Origin of the sequence: Lachnobacterium bovis DSM 14045 (assembly GCF_900107245.1) — a bacterium.
Lineage (GTDB): Bacteria > Bacillota > Clostridia > Lachnospirales > Lachnospiraceae > Roseburia > Roseburia bovis.
The window spans coordinates 101,382-121,572 of the sequence record NZ_FNPG01000004.1 but is presented as its reverse complement, the minus strand read 5'-3'; the positions used below and the strand labels follow the sequence as shown (position 1 = coordinate 121,572).

The 20,191-nt window shown below is 30.4% G+C and carries 17 protein-coding genes and 1 tRNA gene; 8 read left to right on the top strand and 10 right to left on the bottom strand.

Translation table 11 applies throughout. From position 1 onward, the window contains the following. Positions 1–43: 43 nt before the first annotated feature. The 10 genes from BLV79_RS00575 to BLV79_RS00530 form a co-directional block, all read right to left on the bottom strand. Positions 44–3,604, bottom strand: coding sequence for a DNA topoisomerase (locus BLV79_RS00575; protein WP_074715001.1), 3,561 nt, complete (start codon positions 3,602–3,604; stop codon positions 44–46). A gap of 175 nt (positions 3,605–3,779) precedes the next feature. Then, positions 3,780–5,147, bottom strand: a complete 1,368-nt coding sequence (locus BLV79_RS00570; protein WP_074714998.1) for an ATP-binding protein — start codon at positions 5,145–5,147, stop codon at positions 3,780–3,782. Between the two features lie 236 nt (positions 5,148–5,383). Continuing rightward, the gene (asd, locus tag BLV79_RS00565) at positions 5,384–6,475 is read right to left on the bottom strand and encodes an aspartate-semialdehyde dehydrogenase (RefSeq protein WP_074714994.1); all 1,092 of its coding nucleotides are present in this window, start codon (positions 6,473–6,475) and stop codon (positions 5,384–5,386) included. Between the two features lie 292 nt (positions 6,476–6,767). Beyond that, positions 6,768–8,147, bottom strand: a complete 1,380-nt coding sequence (argH, locus tag BLV79_RS00560; protein WP_074714991.1) for an argininosuccinate lyase — start codon at positions 8,145–8,147, stop codon at positions 6,768–6,770. Between the two features lie 63 nt (positions 8,148–8,210). Continuing rightward, positions 8,211–8,852, bottom strand: a complete 642-nt coding sequence (locus BLV79_RS00555; protein WP_074714988.1) for an epoxyqueuosine reductase QueH — start codon at positions 8,850–8,852, stop codon at positions 8,211–8,213. Between the two features lie 92 nt (positions 8,853–8,944). Then, complete coding sequence (locus tag BLV79_RS00550) at positions 8,945–9,466, bottom strand: HD domain-containing protein (protein WP_074714986.1); 522 nt, start codon at positions 9,464–9,466, stop codon at positions 8,945–8,947. Next, positions 9,463–9,798, bottom strand: coding sequence for a hypothetical protein (locus BLV79_RS00545; RefSeq protein ID WP_074714983.1), 336 nt, complete (start codon positions 9,796–9,798; stop codon positions 9,463–9,465). Before BLV79_RS00545 ends, BLV79_RS00550 begins: the two co-directional genes overlap by 4 nt. Before the next feature lie 69 nt (positions 9,799–9,867). Next, positions 9,868–10,494, bottom strand: a complete 627-nt coding sequence (gene udk, locus BLV79_RS00540) for a uridine kinase (RefSeq protein ID WP_074714980.1) — start codon at positions 10,492–10,494, stop codon at positions 9,868–9,870. 18 nt (positions 10,495–10,512) lie between these two features. Next, entirely contained in the window at positions 10,513–11,157 is a 645-nt protein-coding gene (gene deoC, locus BLV79_RS00535) for a deoxyribose-phosphate aldolase (protein WP_074714977.1), read from the bottom strand. A gap of 85 nt (positions 11,158–11,242) precedes the next feature. Beyond that, positions 11,243–11,315, bottom strand: a tRNA-Thr gene (locus tag BLV79_RS00530). 277 nt (positions 11,316–11,592) lie between these two features. Here BLV79_RS00530 and BLV79_RS00525 point away from each other — a divergent pair. The 8 genes from BLV79_RS00525 (at position 11,593) to BLV79_RS00490 (ending at position 20,186) form a co-directional block, all read left to right on the top strand. Beyond that, positions 11,593–12,708: a BMP family ABC transporter substrate-binding protein gene (locus BLV79_RS00525; RefSeq protein WP_074714975.1), complete on the top strand. Its 1,116-nt coding sequence runs from the start codon at positions 11,593–11,595 to the stop codon at positions 12,706–12,708. Between the two features lie 277 nt (positions 12,709–12,985). Then, a complete protein-coding gene (locus BLV79_RS00520) occupies positions 12,986–14,509 on the top strand; it encodes an ABC transporter ATP-binding protein (RefSeq protein ID WP_334292633.1) in 1,524 nt (507 codons plus the stop codon). Beyond that, entirely contained in the window at positions 14,509–15,645 is a 1,137-nt protein-coding gene (locus BLV79_RS00515; RefSeq protein ID WP_074714970.1) for an ABC transporter permease, read from the top strand. Before BLV79_RS00520 ends, BLV79_RS00515 begins: the two co-directional genes overlap by 1 nt. Continuing rightward, positions 15,646–16,593 (top strand): ABC transporter permease, encoded by a 948-nt coding sequence (locus BLV79_RS00510; RefSeq protein ID WP_074714968.1) that lies wholly within the window; start codon positions 15,646–15,648, stop codon positions 16,591–16,593. Between the two features lie 324 nt (positions 16,594–16,917). Further along, positions 16,918–17,457 (top strand): helix-turn-helix domain-containing protein, encoded by a 540-nt coding sequence (locus tag BLV79_RS00505; RefSeq protein ID WP_074714965.1) that lies wholly within the window; start codon positions 16,918–16,920, stop codon positions 17,455–17,457. A gap of 65 nt (positions 17,458–17,522) precedes the next feature. Next, on the top strand, positions 17,523–18,602 hold the full coding sequence (locus BLV79_RS00500; RefSeq protein WP_074714962.1) for an ABC transporter ATP-binding protein: 1,080 nt from the start codon (positions 17,523–17,525) through the stop codon (positions 18,600–18,602). Continuing rightward, a complete protein-coding gene (locus BLV79_RS00495; RefSeq protein ID WP_074714959.1) occupies positions 18,589–19,413 on the top strand; it encodes an ABC transporter permease in 825 nt (274 codons plus the stop codon). The genes BLV79_RS00500 and BLV79_RS00495 overlap by 14 nt, the downstream gene beginning before the upstream one ends. Beyond that, entirely contained in the window at positions 19,410–20,186 is a 777-nt protein-coding gene (locus BLV79_RS00490; protein ID WP_074714956.1) for an ABC transporter permease, read from the top strand. The genes BLV79_RS00495 and BLV79_RS00490 overlap by 4 nt, the downstream gene beginning before the upstream one ends. The last annotated feature ends 5 nt before the right edge of the window (positions 20,187–20,191 follow it).

Sequence of the window (20,191 nt, the reverse complement as noted above, 5' to 3'; positions counted from 1 at the left end):
AAAAATACAATAAATTTTCATTAAACACAACCACTATATTATATTACTTTGAATTTGAAATATCAATCGGATTTTCTTCTAATTCTTCATAAAATAAACTAGTGTCCTGCTCATTGTTATTATCTTTAGGTATATTAAAATCGAACGCTATTTCTCTCTTTTCTTTATCATAAACTAAATAAGCACAAAATTCATTGCCTGATTTAGATTTAAATGTACTAATAACTTCTTTTGTTTTACCTTCGGTAAACAATTGAGTAAATTGTTCCTCATTTAATTCCACTCCTGCTATCGTGTGCCATAATTTAAATCCGCATTCACATTCTAATCTCCATTGAGTTTTTAAAAGCTTTTTATGACAATTTGGACACTCAATACCTGTTTCTACAGGTTTAGGTTTTTCAGGAAAATCAAATTCAACTTTGCCCTCTTTATTAAGTCTCAAAGGTGCATCAAACTTCATACCTGTACGTGCAACAAATCCTTCAATAATTTCTGTCTTTTTGTCAGTTATAAGTTTTTTGACTTGAGTAGGACTTAACATTACACTGGCAATTTTTCCAATAAAAAAATTACAACATTCCGGATTATCTTTTTCGTACTTCGAGCATCGATATCCAAATGGAGTGACATAAATATCACTTCCACAAAGAGGACAGCATACTCCCTTTAATTTTGGTGGTTCAATATCATCAAAACTAAATTTTAATCCTATTACCTTTCCTGTTGTTTCATCTTTATTTAAAACTATTCTTGCATCAAATTTTTTGCCTGATTTTGACTTAAATCCTCGTATAGTGTCTGTTCTGCCATCTGACAGTAAATGTCTAACATTCGTAGCTGATAACATTTTTCCTGCTATTTCACCAATATTAAAACGACACGAATTTGGATCATCTTTCCTATAATTTGAGCAACCATATCCAAATGAAGTTTTTATAATCTGTCCTCCGCAATTTGGACACAATGCTCCTTTTACCTCTTCTGGCTTTATATCTTCAAAATCAAATACTACAGAATAATTCACAACACCATCATTTGTATCGGCAGATTTATTAATTAATTTTAAGACAGCATCAAACTTTTTGCCTGATTTTGATTTGAAGCCTCGAATAATATCTGTCTTCTTATCCGTTAAAAGAGTCTTAATTTGAGCAATTGATAAGGTTTTTCCTGCTATTTCACCAATATTGAATTTACAAGAATCCGGTTTATCCTTCTTATAATTTGAACAACCATATCCAAATGGTGTTTTTACGATATCACCTCCACAATTTGGACATTTGATACCTTCTATAATTTCTGGCTCAACATCATCAAAATCAAATTCAACATGTTCCTTGCCACTTTCATCTACATAAAATTTTAAACATGCATCAAATCTTTTTCCTGATTTTGATTTAAAACCACGAATTGTTTTTGTTTTACCTTCCGTTAATAATTCTTTAAATTCATCTTCTTTTAAAACAATCCCCGCAATTTCTCCTATGCAAAAATTACATCCAGTTTTATCTGATTTATAATTTGAACATCCTATACCAAACGGTGTTGTTACAATTTCGCCGCCACAAATTGGACACTTGATACCTAATTTACGTCTTGCTCCAGCACCTTTTCCATTTTTTCCAGCAAAATCAGATATTCTTTCTACAACATTAGTTCTAATATCTTGATCTATCATTTTTTGCGTTTCTTTACGAATAAAATCTTCTAATTTTTTTCGATAAATATCAAACGAAACGCTTCCGTTTATTATCCCTTCTAGTCCCTTTTCCCATGATGCACTCATCTTAGGCGATAATAATGCAGGTACTGTAAGATTTACAAGTTCAAATATCATTTCTCCAAAATTTGAAGGTGTAAGTACTTGATTCTTACTACAATTTAAATAACTAATTTTAATTAGTTTTTCGATAATATTTGCTCGTGTAGCTGAGGTTCCAATACCTGTCCCTTTAATTTGCTCACGTAATTCATCATCTTCTATTAGTTGTCCTGCATTTTCCATTGCAAGAATCATAGAACCTGTAGTATAACGCTTTGGTGGAGAAGTTTTTCCCTCTTTTGTCTCATATGAAAGAGTTTCGAATTCATCGCCTTTTTTTAATTTTTTAAAAAATGTTGCTAACTCTTTTGAATCTATTTCACTATTATCATCATTAGAATCGTTTTTCTTATTATAAATCTGGCCTGTTATTTCATAAAAGCCTTTTTTTGTTTGAACCTTTGTTGATGTAAAAAAGCTTTCAGAACCTACACATAATTTCAATTTTACGTTTTCAAATTCAGCCGGTTCATAAAAAATACTTAAAAATCGTCTGACAATCATATCATAAACCTGTTTTTGAATTGATGTCAAAGAGTTAAATTCTGTAACTTGTCCTGTTGGAATTATAGCATAGTGATCTGTAACCTTAGTATCATCTGTGTATTGTGTTTTAGCTATATTTACATATTTTTTTTCATTTAAAATTCTTTCAACAAATTTAATAGTTGGTTCGTAATTCTTAAGTTTTGATATATTTTTAGAAATCTCTTTTGCAATAGCTGTTGTCAAAACTCTTGCATCTGTTCTTGGATATGTTGTTAATTTTTTTTCATATAGTGTCTGTACAATCTGTAATGTTTGGTCTGGACTGATTTTAAAACGTTTTGTACAATCCGCTTGAAGTTCTGCAAGGTTATACAACAAAGGTGCTCTTTTTTTACTAGTGCTTATATCTATACTATCAACTGTTGGTACTTCCTTTTGACAATAATCAATAAGTTCTAATGCTGTCTCTCTTTTCTTAAATCCATTCTCTTTATAAAGAACGGGTGATTCAAAATATTTTGATCCTTCTATGGCTTTCCATTCACCATAAAAATTTACAGAATCATCATCTTTTTTAAAATTTCCACATACTCTGTAAAATGGAGTTTCTTTAAAATTTCTGATTTCTCTTTCTCGAATAACAACCATTCCTAATACACAAGTCATCACTCGCCCTACAGCTATTGCCTTATACTTTTTATTGCCAGCCGCATCATTTATTAATTTTCCATATTTTACAGACATTACTCTTGAAAAATTTATTCCAATTGAATAGTCTTCAATTGTTCTCATTATTCCTGATTTACCAAGATTTTTATAATTCGACATAGGCTTAGCCTCATCAAGTCCTCTTTTAATTTCTTCTTCTGTTTGAGAATCTATCCAAACTCTAAGCTCTTGCATGCCTTTACGCACACCACCATAGTTTCGGATGTTCTCTTCAATTGTCTGTCCTTCTTTTCCTGAATCACCAGCCCAATAAACTCGATCTATATCTTCTCTAAACAGCATGTTGTGAACAATACTATACTGTTTTTTTACATCCGTTATTACTTCATATTTATACTCTTCTGGCAAAAAAGGGAGGTCTTCTAACCTCCACGTTTTATATCTTTCGTCATAAGCCTCAGGGTAGGACATTTGCACCAAATGTCCTACACACCATGTTATAACATATTTATCATTTTCTAAATACCCATCTTTTCTGCTAGATTGAAAATTAAAATGAAGTACTTTTGCAAAATCCTGAGCAACCGATGGTTTCTCAGTTATAATTAATGATTTACCCATTTTGCTCCTATCTTTAACTTTTATTCTTGTATTAAAATAATTTCATCTAGCATTATATCACATAATAATTCTTAATAACACACTGTATTATTTTTTCTTATATACATGTTAATATATATAATTATACTATTATGTGTTATTTACATACTACAGACTACTATAAAAATTAATAGAATTACAATTCATTCATGTCTATTAATATAATTCTTCCATCCTGTTCAGATAATTCTATCAATTGTTTTGAAAACCCTTTTGCCGAAAAACAATATACATGTTCTGAATAAATCTTAGCTTTTTCCATTAAAACGAACAAATTTTGAACCATTTCAGTTGTTATAAATTCTTTATTCCAATTACACATTCCTACAATATTAACTCTATTAGAACTTTGTGCAATTATATCAATTGTACCTGTTTTTCCAACCCATGTTCCGATTTTGTGAATTTTGAAAGGTAGCTTACCTATTTGATCAAGTAATTTTAGATATTCCATACAAACATTTCTAAAATATCTTTCCAAGTATTCATCTAATTCCGGTTCAATATATGTATCATAGAATACATCCGGCTCCATAATATATAAATCTGACATATGGGGAAAAACAAATTTATACCAGAAATTAATAAAGGTATCTTTTATTCGATAAACTCCTTTTTTGGCATTCTGCCAACCTCCTGTTTCAAAGGAAACAACTTTTTCAAGGATGTCAAATTGACTTAAATTTTTCATATATACACTAATTTTAGGTCTAGAATATGATGTTGCAATATAAATATCATTTAATTTATTTTTTCCATTTGCTATATGATAAACTATTGTGTTATATACAGATAATTCTCGCAATTCATATGAGATAAGTTTTTCTACTTCTGTAAATAATTCGCCTTTTTTATCTAAAACTAAATTACAAATATTTTGTTTTACAGATAACTCTTGATTCCATAATTTTGTATACTTGTAAACTCCTCCTAATATTCCATAATACTGTATACATTCTTTTACAGAATACTTAGGAAACATTCTGACAATGTCAAGGAATTCCAAATTGTCGACTTTAATAATCTTATCAATTTTTTTGTAATTTGTCTCTCCAAAACACTTTTCCATGTCCTGTTCAGCCCACAAAATAGACGAACAGCATAAAATAATCATAACTGGTCCTGGATATAGTTTTCTATTTTTTAATTTAATTATACTATCAAGGATTTTTGAATCTTTCTTTTTGGCGATATATTGAAATTCATCAATGACAACGACTAATTTACTAGCATCACCGCTCTTGATTCGAGTAAAATACTCGTCATAAGTTCCCTTTGTAAGTTTAACTCTATATTTCTTCGCAATTTCATTTCCCATTAAAGTTCTTTGCTCTAGTTCTGATGCCTGTCTTGCTCTGTAATAAAAGAACTTTTTATCACCTACAAATTCTTTTATTAAATCAAATTTACAAGATCCCTCACTTCCATAAAAAACAACAAGTTTGTTTTTTTCTTGACTGTATTGTTCTTCCAATTCTTTAATTATGTTTGTTCTAACAGCCATTCTACTCCTCCTCTACCTTACTGTTTATATTTACTAAATTAATTATATTTACCATCGAAAAAATTATATCATTTTTTAATTTGTGAGACAACTCCTATATTGGTCATATTATTGTAAAAAAATTTTTTTATTTATAAAAATACCGACCTCCAATCGTTAGATTTTTAAATCAAACTTTTAGAGATCGGTACAACTTTTTAATATTTAAAAAGATTTCTTATAAATACGTTACACTATTATTTTTTTGTAATATATCCTTGCGCTTTAAGAAGTTCTGCACATAGAACTGCTCCACCAGCAGCTCCTCTAACTGTATTATGAGATAATCCAACAAATTTCCAATCATAAACTGAATCTTCTCTAATTCTACCAACTGAAATACCCATACCATTTTCAAAGTTAACATCCATGTGAACTTGTGGACGATTATCTTCTTCAAGATATTGGATAAACTGTTTTGGAGCACTTGGTAACTCTAATTCCTGTGGAACTCCTTTGTAATTACGTAATGCTTCAACTAATTGCTCTTTTGTAGGATTTTTCTTAAATTTAACAAAAACAGCAGCAGTATGACCATTTAATACTGGAACACGGATACACTGACATGTAATTTTTGGTGATTCAGCAGGAACAATTTGTTTCTTCTGATCATCAATATGTCCCCAAATACGAAGTGGTTCTTTTTCTGATTTTTCTTCCTCTCCACCGATGTAAGGAATGATATTTTCAATCATCTCTGGCCATTCTTTAAATGTTTTACCTGCTCCAGAAATAGCCTGATATGTTGTTGCTACAACTTCGTATGGTTCAAACTCTTTCCATGCTGTTAAAACTGGAGCATAACTTTGAATTGAACAGTTAGGTTTAACGGCTACAAAACCTCTCTTTGTTCCTAGTCTTTCCTTCTGATATTTAATAACTTCCATATGTTCTGGATTGATTTCTGGAACAACCATTGGCACATCTGGTGTCCATCTATGAGCACTGTTATTTGAAACTACAGGTGTTTCTGTTTTTGCATATTCTTCTTCAATTTTTTTAATTTCTTCTTTTGTCATATCTACAGCTGAAAAAACAAAATCTACTTTAGAAGCAACTTCTTCAACCTGATTAACGTCCATAACAACGATATTTTTTACAGCTTCTGGCATTGGTTTGTCTAATTTCCAACGTCCTCTAACAGCTTCTTCATATGTTCTACCAGCACTTCTTGGACTTGCAGCTATTGTTGTAACTTCAAACCATGGATGATTATCTAACAAAGAAATAAATCTTTGACCAACCATACCTGTTCCACCAAGAATACCAACTTTTAATTTCTCACTCATTCTATAAAATCTCCTCTTCCATAATTATTCTTTTAATCTTTTATATTTAGATATCACGCATATCTAAAACTCGTGTGTACCTAGATTAAAAAAGCAATAATAATCTAGATACATATCACGAGCAGCCAGCCACTCTGACTTTAATCATAACTATAATCCCTATGTAAAGGCTTTGTTGTCTTTGTGAGACGTACAAATGTCTTTACAACAAATATAATAATGGACTTTCTCAAAAATTACAATAGTTAAAAAGCAATATTTTAAAACTTTTTTTTAATATATTATAGGCAAATTAACTATTTTTTAAATAATCTGTCTCTTTTTTAATTGAATATTCCATTGATTTGACAGATGGTGCACCAATTGTTAGTCTTGTATTGACACAAGTCTCCAAAGAAATTGCATCATATACATCTTCTTCAAACACTTCACTAATCTCTTTTAACTCGTCCAAAGACATATCTTCTATACCAATATTCTTTTCAATACAATACAATACTATTCTACCAACAATACCATGTGCATCTCTAAATGGAACACCATGCTTAACAAGATAATCTGCAGCATCTGTTGCATTTGTAAATCCATTTTTTGCACTGTTTCTCATAATTTCTTTATTAAATTTAATCGTATCAATCATACCTCTAAATAAAACAATACAATTTTTAGCTGTTTCAATTGCATCAAATGCCAACTCTTTATCTTCTTGCATATCTTTATTGTACGCAAGAGGAATTCCTTTCATAGTAGTTAAAAGACTCATTAATGCACCATATACTCGTCCTGTTTTTCCTCTGACTAATTCAGCAATATCTGGATTCTTTTTCTGAGGCATTATACTACTTCCTGTGCTATATGCATCATCTATTTCCACGAACTGGTATTCATTAGAATTCCAAATAATTACTTCTTCTGAAAATCTACTTAAATGCATCATAATTATTGACAATGCAGATAAAAACTCAATTAAATAGTCTCTATCAGATACACCATCCATGCTATTTAAAGTAGGACCTTTAAATCCTAATATTTCTGCAGTGTACTCTCTATCAAGATTATATGTTGTACCAGCTAATGCACCAGAACCAAGAGGGCAATAATTCATTCTTTCTCTAATATCAAAAATTCTTTGTCTATCACGTTTAAACATCTCAAAATATGCGCCAAAATGATGTGCAACTGTTATTGGTTGCGCCTTTTGTAAATGAGTAAATCCTGGCATTATAGTTGTGATATTTTCTTTCATTATTCTTAAAATAACCTCAAGAAAATCTTTTAAATCAGCATCAACTAATTCAAGTTGTTTACGAGTATATAATCTCATATCTAAAGCAACTTGATCATTTCTACTTCTTCCTGTATGTAGTTTTTTTCCAACATCTCCTAATTTTTTTATTAAACATGTTTCTACAAAACTATGAATATCTTCACATGTTTCATCAATTACAAGATTTCCATTTTCTATATTTGTTAAAATATTATCTAGTTCATGTTCTATATCAATTGCCTCTTCATCTGTCAAAATACCAACCTTAGCTAACATTTTTACATGTGCTTTACTGCCAGTAATATCTTCTCTATATAACTTTTTATCAAATTTTATAGAGGCATTAAAATCATAAACTAATTGATCTGTTTCTTTGGTGAATCGTCCACCCCATAATTGTGCCATAACTAAACATCCTTTCATTTTAAATAATTTCTATATTGATAGTGATTATAAAAATTATATCACTTAACAACCTTTTAATTCAATTTCTTTATCTCTGTCTCTTTTTGAGTATACACATCCACAGTAATACTGCCTATACATATCATACTCTTTTGAGATTTCAGTAGACCTCTTATATCCATTTTTCTTTTTAAAATCAGAAAACAAATATTTTACATTATAATTTTTTTCTATATCTGCTCCAATTTGGTTTAGTTTTTGAGAATTCTTTAAAGGGCTAATTGACAATGTTGTTGTAAAATAATCAAAACCTAGTTTATCCGCCATTTTTGCAGTTTCATCAAGTCTTAATGCATAACATTTAAAGCAACGTTCATGCCCTTCCTTTGCATTTTCTAATCCCTTTGCCATATCATAAAATCTCTGAGTATCAAAATTTCCTTCTATAAAGCTTACTTTATGTTTTGTTTGAAACTCATCTATAAACCTTTTTTGTTCTTTAGCCCTATAATGATATTCTTCTTCAGGATATATATTCGGATTATAATAAAAAACTGTTACTTCAAAATACTTTGATAATAATTCTATACAATAGGAACTACATGGGGCACAACAACTATGCAATAATAGTTTGGGCACCTTATTATTCTCTATATTCTCTTTTATTATTTGTTCCATAATATTTTGATAATTAATTTTGTTCATAATATCTCCAATTATAAATGATTTTAACCTATATTTTAAAAGGTCCTAGAGAACAATTTCTCTAGAACCCCATCATATAAAAACTAAGTTTATTAAAACTCAACACTATACATAATCTTAAACATTTCTTTTCCACTGTCAGTTTTAAAGACTTTAGTATACGCATTCTTTTTAGCAGAATTACTAAAATCGTCCTCGTACATATTAACAAGGAAATCTGCTTCCAACAAAATTTGATAGTCTAAACCTTCAATATTATTATATGTATGATGATGCCCCACCAAAAAACAAATTCTATCAATTATATAATTTTCTAAACCAAGCTCTGAAAGCATATGCTGAGCCACAATTGGTCCTTCTTGTTCTTGAAGTTTGCCATCGCATTTTCCATATTTTTCTTCTGCTGGTTTAATGCCAATATCATGAACATATGCTGCAGCCTCTAAAATGAATAATGAATCTTCATCTAGATTTTCTTTCATTCCCAGCATTTTAGCTAAACTGTGAACCTCAAGGAAATGCAATACTCTCTTTGGATCACCACTATAATATTCCATCATCTTTTGGCACAATGCATCTAACCAGCGTTGACTAACGCCACCATCATCTATCATTTTGTTGCTCCTTGTCTAGAAATATGTAATGCTAGAATAGTTGTCACATATGTTACTAAACAGCAAATAATCAACAATTCTTTATAACATAGAATTGCAGCCACAAACTGAATAGTTACGATAATTCCATGCAACCATATCTCTGCATCATGTAACAAAAATCCCAAAATAACTTCCAGAAGCATCACAAGAGCAACCGGCGCAACTAAATAACTCAATGCAATTGTTGAAACCAAGCTCATAACAACCGCAGAAAAAGCTATAATCAAAATTGGAACAAACAATAATAGTGTATTGTTTTTACTTTTATTTAATGCATTTTCTCTACTCATCTAAACCACCTTTAGTAAAAATTTTATCATTAGAATTATAACATATAAACCAAAAAGTACAATAACATTTTATATATTATGTTTTTTAAGTTGTTTTTTTACTCTTTCAATAAGCATTTCTAGAGCAACAATATTTTCGCCTCCGTTTGGTATTATAATGTCTGCTCTTCTTTTACTAGGTTCTACAAATTGCTCATGCATTGGTTTGACAGTAGTCAAATACTGTTCTATAACACTTTCGAGAGTTCTTCCTCTTTCTTTCACATCACGAACAATTCGTCTAAGAATTCTAACATCAGCATCTGTATCAACAAACACCTTTATATCCATCAAGCCACATATTGAAGGCTCATCAAAAATCAAAATACCCTCTAAAACTATTACTGGTGCAGGTTTAATTTTAACAATCTGATTAGAACGATTATGTTCTTTGTAATCATAAATTGGCATTTCAACACTTATTCCTGCTTTTAAATCTTCAATATGCTTTCTTAATAATTCATTATCAAATGCATCTGGATGATCATAATTAAGTTTTTTACGTTCTTCAAAAGGCATATCATCATGTCTTTTATAATAATTATCATGTCGAAGAATGCAAACCTCATCTAGGCCAAAACTTTCGACCAATTTGTCAGCCAAAGTCGTTTTTCCACTTCCGGTTCCACCGGCTATTCCTATTACAATTGTATCCATATTCATCCTACTCTATCTTTATTTGCCAATAATTGCCAAAGTTGCACTTGTTCCTAATCTTGAAGCGCCTGCCTCAATCATACTTAAAGCTTCTTCTTCACTATGAATTCCGCCTGAGGCTTTAACGCCCATTTCTGTACCAACCGTTTCTCTCATAATTTTAACATCGCTTGCCTTAGCTCCTGCCTTAGAAAAACCTGTCGATGTTTTAACGAAATCTGCACCAGCTTCTTTAGATAATTTACAAGCAATAACTTTCTCTTCATCTGTTAATAAACATGTTTCAATTATAACCTTTAAAATAATATCTTTTCCGCAAACATCTTTTAATGTTTTTATATCTTTTTTTACAAATTCATATTTTTTATCTTTTAAAGCTCCTACATTAATAACCATATCTATCTCTGTAGCACCAGCTTCAATCGCTTTTTGTGTTTCAAAAGCCTTTACTTCTGTAGTAGATTGTCCTAACGGAAATCCTACAACTGTACAAACTTTTACATCAGTGCCCTTTAACTCTTTTGCAACAAAAGCAGTATAATATGAATTAACACAAACTGATGCGAAGTCATATTTCCTTGCTTCATCACAAACCTTCTTTACATCTGCTTCACTTGCATCTGCATTTAAAATAGTATGATCAAAATATTTTGTAGAAATCATAATTATTTCTCCTTTATATTCATATTGGTATGTATGTTTATATGTGTAAACATGAAAATTCCCGCCAGCACATACTGACGGGAAAAGCCGATAACCGGGATCGAACCGGTGGCCTACGCATTACGAGTGCGTCGCTCTACCTACTGAGCCATATCGGCACATACAACAATTATTAAATCTTTAACAAAACACATCAGTAATACTCTTTATCTTCCTATTAAATTATATTTACTGCTGTTTTCTTATGTTATTCTATCAAATATATTAAAAAAAATCAATAATTATTTTCTTAATGACTAAAGAATTAGTTTTTTTAATAACTTTTATTAAAAAACATAATAAGTCAAATTATCATAATTCATTGACTATTACTACTAATTTTGCTAGTATTTATTTGCGTTTTAAGTTCATATTAGCAAATAGGAGGAAAGAAATATGAAAAAAATTATTTCTATACTATTGATTGCAACTATGGCTGTAGGTTTAGCTGCATGTGGTTCTAAATCAGGTTCTAAAGCCTCAAAAAAAATCTCAAAAAATGATGTAGCTTTAATCACAGATGTAGGAACAATTGATGATGAGTCATTCAACCAAGCCACTTGGCAAGGTGTAAAACAATATTGTAAAGAAAACGGATTTAAATGTGATTATAAGAAACCAACAGCAGATTCTACTGATGCTCGTGTTTCTTCTATAACAGAAGCTTGTAGCCAGGGTTATAAAACAATCGTATTACCAGGTTATTTGTTTGGTGATGCTTTAGCACAGGTTCAGGATTCATTCCCAGATGTTAAATTCATCGCAATTGATGTTTCAAAGGGTGACTTAAAGAAAAATATTAGCAAAAATGTTGTATGTTTCACATTTGCTGAAGAACAAGCTGGTTACCTAGCTGGTTATGCTGCTGTTAAAGATGGTTATTCTAAATTAGGATTCTTAGGTGGTATGAAAGTACCTTCAGTTGAAAGATATGGATACGGTTATTTACAAGGTATCAAGAATGCTGCAAACGAAACAAATACAAAAGTTGATGTAAAATACACATACGGTGGACAATTTGCTGCTGATGATAAAATTACTGCAAAAATGCAAGGATGGTATTCTGCTGGTACAGAAGTAGTATTCGCTTGCGGTGGTGGAATTTATGGCTCTCCACTTGAAGCATGTGGCCAATACAAAGGTAAACTTATCGGTGTTGATGTTGATCAGTATTCTAAAGGTAAAAAATGTGAAAAACAACACGGTTACAATCCATTTGTTACATCAGCTATGAAAGGTTTACAGAATACAACTGTTTCAGTTTTAAATGATATCAAAGATGGAAAATGGAAAAAATATGGTGGAAATATCATGCACTACTCTTTAAAAGATGGTGATTATGTTGGTCTTCCAACTGATGATAAATCATGGAACTTCCAAAAATTCACAAAAGATGAATACAACGCAATCGAAGCTAAAGTAAAAGACGGTTCTATCAAGATTGATGATAGCACAAATATTGATGTCGAAAAATTAAGTGACAACAATGTTAAAATTTCATTAATCAAATAATCTTTTGTAAATTCAAACAATTTATATAAGGTAAAGAAAAATTAACAAAGCTTAAGTTTATGTTTATTCTATAGACATTTTCTTGAGCTTTGTTTATTTTTATAATATTTTCCGATACTATATTTTAAGAAGATATATTACTCTTCCTTATATACTTATATTTTATTAAAAATAAATAAAATTTTTCTTGCTTATTTATATCATACACGATAAAATAAGAGTGTTTGTGTAAAATTTTAAAGAAGGAGTGACTATTTTGGCTGACTATGTAATTGAAATGCTAGGAATAAGCAAATATTTTCCAGGCATTAAGGCTAATGACAATATTACACTTCAATTAAAACGTGGAGAAATTCATGCTTTACTTGGTGAAAATGGAGCCGGTAAATCTACTCTTATGAGTATTTTATTTGGATTATATCAACCCGATGAAGGTGTAATTAAGAAAGACGGTAAAGTCGTTAAAATCAACAACCCTAATGATGCTAATGATTTAAGAATTGGTATGGTTCATCAACATTTCAAACTTGTTGAATGCTATTCTGTTCTTGACAATATTATTTTAGGTGTTGAACCAAATGTTGCAGGCATACTTCAAAAACAAGAAGCTCGTAGCAAAATTATGGAATTATCTGAAAAATACGGATTGCAAATTGATCCTGATGCAATCGTAGAAAATATTACTGTAGGTATGCAGCAACGTGTTGAAATTCTAAAAATGTTATATCGTGATAATGATGTATTAATTTTTGACGAACCAACAGCTGTGCTTACACCTCAAGAAATCACAGAATTAATGTCTATCATGAAAAAATTAGCTACTGAAGGTAAATCAATCTTATTTATCTCTCATAAATTGGCAGAAATCATGACAGTTGCAGATCGTTGTTCTGTTTTAAGAAAAGGTAAGTACATTGGAACTGTTGACATTAAAGATACAACTGCTGAAGGATTATCAACAATGATGGTTGGCCGTAAGGTTAATTTGAAACTTGAAAAAAAGGAAGCCACTCCTGGTGAGGTAATATTAGATGTAAATAATCTTACTGTTGCGTCTAATTCTTCGAAAAAAGATGCTGTAAAAAATGTATCTTTTAATGTAAAACGTGGTGAAATCGTTTGTATTGCTGGAATTGAAGGAAACGGCCAAGCCGAGTTGATTCAAGCTATTACAGGATTATCTAAACAAAAAAAAGGAAAACTTACTTTATGCGATAAAGATATTTCTCATGAATCAATTCGCTATCGTTCAGAACATGGAATGAGTCACATTCCAGAAGATAGACATAAACATGGATTGGTACTTGACTATAATCTTGCCCAAAATATTGTTTTACAAAGATATCGAGAACCAGAGTTTTCAAAATTTGGTTTTATTAAGTTTGATGCTGTAAAGAAATACGCCGAAAAACTTATTCAAAAATTCGATGTTCGTTGTGGTCAAGGAGCAGAAACTATTGTTCGTTCAATGTCAGGTGGTAATCAACAAAAGGCTATTATAGCTCGTGAAATTGATAAAAATCCTGAACTTTTAATTACGGTTCAACCTACTCGTGGACTTGACGTTGGTGCTATTGAATATATTCATAAAGCTATTCTTGAACAAAGAGATTCTGGTAAAGCTATTCTTCTTGTTTCTTTAGAACTTGATGAAGTAATGAATTTATCTGATAGAATTCTTGTTATGTACGAGGGCGAATTAGTTGGTGAATTTAAGAGCTCTGAAGTTGATACTGAAACACTTGGATTATACATGACAGGTGCAAAAAGAGATAACATTACTAAGGAGGCAACAAAATAATGAAAAAAGGAATTGCAATAATATCCTCTATTGTATGTATCCTAGTAGGATTATTATTTGGTTTAATTTTATTATGTATTATTGATCCGGCTGATTCAATAAGCTTAGGATTTTCTCCATTGATTTTATCAGGTCTTTCAACTGCTTTTGATCCAAATTGGATTGCAGCTGGAACTAATCTAATGAAGCTTGGTCAAGAAATTGCAAATGCTATGCCTATTATAATGACAGGTTTATCTGTTGCATTTGCTTTTAAAATGGGACTTTTTAACATTGGTGCTGCTGGTCAATACACATTAGGCGCATTTGGAGCTTTATATTGCGCACTTGTTTTAAAATGTCCATGGTACGTTTGTCTTTTAGCTGCCACACTTTTAGGCGCTATCTGGGGAATGTTACCTGGTTTATTAAAAGCATATTTAAATATAAATGAAGTTATCAGTTGTATTATGCTAAACTGGATTGGTCTATACGGAGTTAATACTATAATGTGCTCAAACGACAAAATGTTTAACTCTAGCCAGGCTAAAGCTTATCAGGTAGGTGTAGTTAATAAATCAGCTTTAATACCTGATAGTATATTTGGATGGAATATCTCCGAAACATTTAACTATGCTGCAACAAATACTGGTATTATATTCGCAGTAGTCATTGCAATAATCATTTTAATAGTTCTTAACAAAACTACATTTGGATACGAATTAAAAGCTTGTGGATATAATAAAGATGCTGCAAAATATGCAGGAATTAATGATAAACGTAATATCATTTTAGCAATGGTTATTTCTGGTGCATTAGCTGGATTTGGTGCTGGACTATTCTATTTATCAGGTACAGTTCAATGGAATCCTTTAGATTCTACTGCTCTTCCAGCAGCAGGTTTTGATGGTATCACAGTGGCTTTACTTGGTTTAGTTAATCCTATTGGCTGCATTTTTTCCGGATTATTTATTTCACATATTAGCGTTGGTGGAACAATGATGCAACAATCCATTTTCCCAAGTGAAATATCTCAGCTTATCACAGGATTAATTGTTTATTTATGTGCCTTTTCACCAATAATGCAAGAAAAATTGACAAAATTATTCGAAGCACATAAAAAAATAAAACACGACGTTAATAAGGAGGAAAAATAAATGTCAGCAGGACTTCTTATTTTAATAAAATTTACTTTACTTAGTGGTATTGTTTTAATGTATGTTGCTCTCGGTGGATGTTTTTCTGAACATTCAGGTGTAATTAACATTGCACTTGAAGGAGTAATGGTAATTGGTGGTTTATTCGGAATTCTAACAGTTTGTTGTATTCCAAAAAACTTACCTAGCTTTTTAATAGTGACAATTTCAATTCTAGTAGCAATGATATCTGGAATGATTTATTCATCTTTGTTAGCATTTGCTTCAATAAATTTAAAAGCAGATCAGACAATAGGTGGAACAGCACTTAACATTTTAGCTACTGCTATTGCTTTAGTTGTTGTAAAACATTACAATAGTACAATTACAACTAACAATGCACAATCGCCTAAATTGAATTATGATAACAGTTTGTTTATTTTTAATGTTGGTCCATTTACATTAAATGTTTTCATAATTTTAGGAATTGTATTACTTGTTCTTTCATATTTTGTTTTATATAAAACACGTTTTGGATTACATTTACGTGCATGTGGTGAGCATCCTCAAGCTGCAGATTCAGTTGGTATCAACGTATATAAAATGAGATGGGCTGGTGTTTTAATTTCCGGTGCTCTTGCAGGAATTGGTGGAATGGCGTATATTGTACCATCTGTACAAGAATGGAATTTCGAAGTTGGTGTAGGCGGAATGGGATTCTTAGCCCTTGCTGTTATGATTTTTGGAAAATGGAATCCAGGATATATTTTCCTAGGATCTCTATTCTTTGCTGTATTTAAATCATTAGCAAACATTTATGATTCAACATTCCTTGCTAGTTTTCATCTTACAAAAGAAATATATAATATGATGCCATTTATTGCTTCATTAGTTGTATTGATGTTTACTTCTAAAAACTCTAAAGCTCCAAAAGCTGAAGGTATACCTTATGATAAAGGTATGAGGTAATAATATGATTAAACAATTATACATTTAGTATAATATTAGCTAATTAAATAATTATATGTTAATAAAATTAAATAAATGTAAAATACTATCGATTAATTGACTATACTAAACCAGTATACTTTTTATAAACACTTAGTTGTTATAAAGTATACTGGTTTTTTATAATTTTTTTATTTTATTTTAATAAAACTATTGACTTTATAAAAAAATCTATTAAAATATATTTTGCTTAAGTTTATTAATAGTAAACTATAAATCTACGATTAATATTATAATAGTAATTGTAAACAAATAATTTATTTCAATAATAAAGAGGAGAATATAATGGATATCGGAAAGAGGATGAAAGAACTCCGAGTTTTATACGGACTAACTCAACAAGAATTAGCTGATAGAGCAGAACTTACTAAAGGGTTTATTTCTCAATTAGAAAGAAATCAAAACACCCCCTCTATTAGTACTCTTCTTGACATTATTCAGTGTTTAGGCACTACCCCGGCAGAGTTTTTCGCTAATGATGAGCCTGAACAAATAGTTTTCAAATCGCAAGATTACTTTAAAAAAACGGACGATGAAAACAATAAAATAATTGAATGGCTCGTACCTAATGCCCAAAAAGATATCATGGAACCAGTAAGATTGACTCTTAAACCTGGAGGGCGTTCAGAAATCTATCTTCCACATTCTGGCGAAGAATTTGGATATGTTTTAAAGGGTACAATTAAACTAATTTATGGAAGACGTTCTATTACAGTTAAATCTGGAGAATCATTTTATTTTAATTCGTCAAAAAAACACCATGTGGAAAACATAAGTTCAAAGAATGCTGTTATCTTATGGATTACTACTCCACCAAGTTTTTAAAAGATAATGACCTTGGAGAGGGTCTTAAAAAAATACTACATCAATACTACGAGGTAATAAAAATCATGAAAAAGGAATTAATTAAATTTATAGATATTTCAAAATCATATGGGAATCATTTAGTTTTAGATGAATTTAATCTTTCAGTTAAAGAAAATGAATTTGTCACTTTACTTGGTCCTTCTGGTTGTGGAAAAACAACTACATTACGTTTGTTAGGTGGTTTCGAAACTCCTGACTCAGGAAAAATTTTATTTGATGGAAAAGATATAACTAATTTACCTGCAAATCAACGAAAACTAAATACTGTTTTTCAAAAGTATTCTCTTTTCCCTCATATGACAATAGAAGAAAATATAGCTTTTGGTTTAAAAATTAGTAAAAAAAGTACACAATATATAAATGACAAAATCAAATATGCATTAAAACTCGTAAACTTGGATGGATATGAAAATCGTAGTGTTGACTCATTAAGTGGCGGACAACAACAACGTATTGCAATTGCACGAGCTATAGTTAATGAGCCTAAAATTCTACTTTTAGATGAACCTTTAGGTGCTCTTGATTTAAAATTACGACAAAGCATGCAATATGAGTTGATTCGATTAAAGAACGAACTAGGAATAACCTTCATTTATGTAACTCATGATCAAGAAGAAGCACTTACAATGTCTGATCAAATCGTTGTAATGAATCAGGGATACATTCAGCAGATTGGCACTCCTGAAGATATCTATAATGAACCAGAAAATGCATTCGTTGCAGATTTTATTGGTAGTAGTAACATAATGGATGGCATTATGATAAAAGACAAACTTGTTTCTATATTTGGTATTGAAATTCCTTGCGTTGACGAAGGATTTGGCACTAATACACCAGTTGACGTAGTAATACGTCCTGAGGATTTAGTCATTACTTCGCCTGAACATGGATTTATTACAGGAAAGATTATATCAACAATATTTAAAGGCGTTCATTACGAAATCGAAGTACTTGCAAAAGATTATAAGTGGTTAATCCACACAACTAAATTTGCAAATGTCGGAGATATTGTTGGTTTATCTATTGATCCATTTGATATTCAAATCATGAAAAAAGCTGAATACTCTGATGAAAAGGCGGTGGAAATAGATGAAGAACTTTAAAAAACAGCTTTTAGCTGGTCCTTATCTTATGTGGATGTTGGGATTTATTATTTTACCAATGTTATTAATTGTTTATTATGCGTTTTTTAGTAATCATAAATTTACCTTATCTAACGTTTTAGCAATAACTTCAGAGGTAAATTTTAAAGCAATTTTATTATCATTAAAAGTAGGAATATTAAGTACTTTGATTTGTTTACTACTCTCCTATCCATTGGCCCTTATTTTAAAAAACATAAAGTTTAAAAACCAAAACTTTATAGTTTTCTTGTTTATGTTACCAATGTGGATGAATTTTATGTTAAGAATTCTAGCTTGGAAAATATTGTTATCTAAAAATGGTATTCTTAATACATTATTATTTAATCTAAACTTGCCAAAAATTCAAATTTTAAATACTCCAAGTGCTATTATTTTTGGTATGGTATATGATTATTTACCTTTTATGCTTTTGCCAATTTATAATTCTATGGCTCACGTAAAAAAAGATTATATTGAAGCAGCCTTGGATTTGGGCGCTTCAAGGACAAGAATTTTATTTCAAATAATTATACCTTTAACAATGTCTGGTATAGTTAGTGGAATCGTAATGGTTTTTGTTCCTACTCTTACATCTTTTGCGATATCAGAACTCCTAGGTGGTGGAAAGGTCCTTCTGATTGGTAATGTTATTGAGCATAACTTTATGCAAGGTATGCGTTGGGGAATTGGAAGTGGTCTATCATTTGTATTAATGGTATTCGTATTTATTAGCATGATATTATCTTCTAAATTTGGAGAAGATGAAAAAGGAGGAACTGGTGTAATATGATAAAAAAAACGTTATCCAATATTTACCTTGTATTAATATTTTTATTTTTATACTTACCTCTGTTTGTTCTTATGACTTTATCATTCAACGATTCAAAGTCAAAAGTAATATGGGGTGGTTTTACTTTAAAATGGTATTCTAGATGTTTCAAAAGCGAAACTATAATGAATGCATTTTTTACAACAATACAGATTACATTACTTGCTGCGTTATTATCTACTATATTAGGAACACTTGCTGCAATTGGTATTAGCTCAATGAAGAAAAAAAGTAAAACTATATATCTTGGTGCAACAAATATTCCTTTGCTAAATGCAGATATTGTTACCGGTATATCAATGATGCTATTATTTGTAAAATTTACAAATTTAAGCTTTGTAACTGTTTTAATAGCTCACATTACATTCAACATACCATATGTCATTTTAAATGTCTTACCAAAAATACAGCAAGCAAATAAATATACATATGAAGCCGCTCTAGATTTAGGTGCTTCACCTATTTATGCATTTTACAAGGTGACTTGGCCTGAAATACGAGCTGGAGTTTTTAGTGGATTTTTAATGGCGGTAACAATGTCACTCGATGATTTTAGTATAACATATTTTACTAAAGGACCAGGAATTAACACTCTTTCAACAATGTTATATACAGAATTACGTAAGGGCATTAAACCAGAGCTTTATGCCCTATCAACGATTCTATTCTTTACTGTATTTATTTTATTATTAGCTATAAATATAAAAAACAATCAAAAGCAACATAGGAGATAATGGGT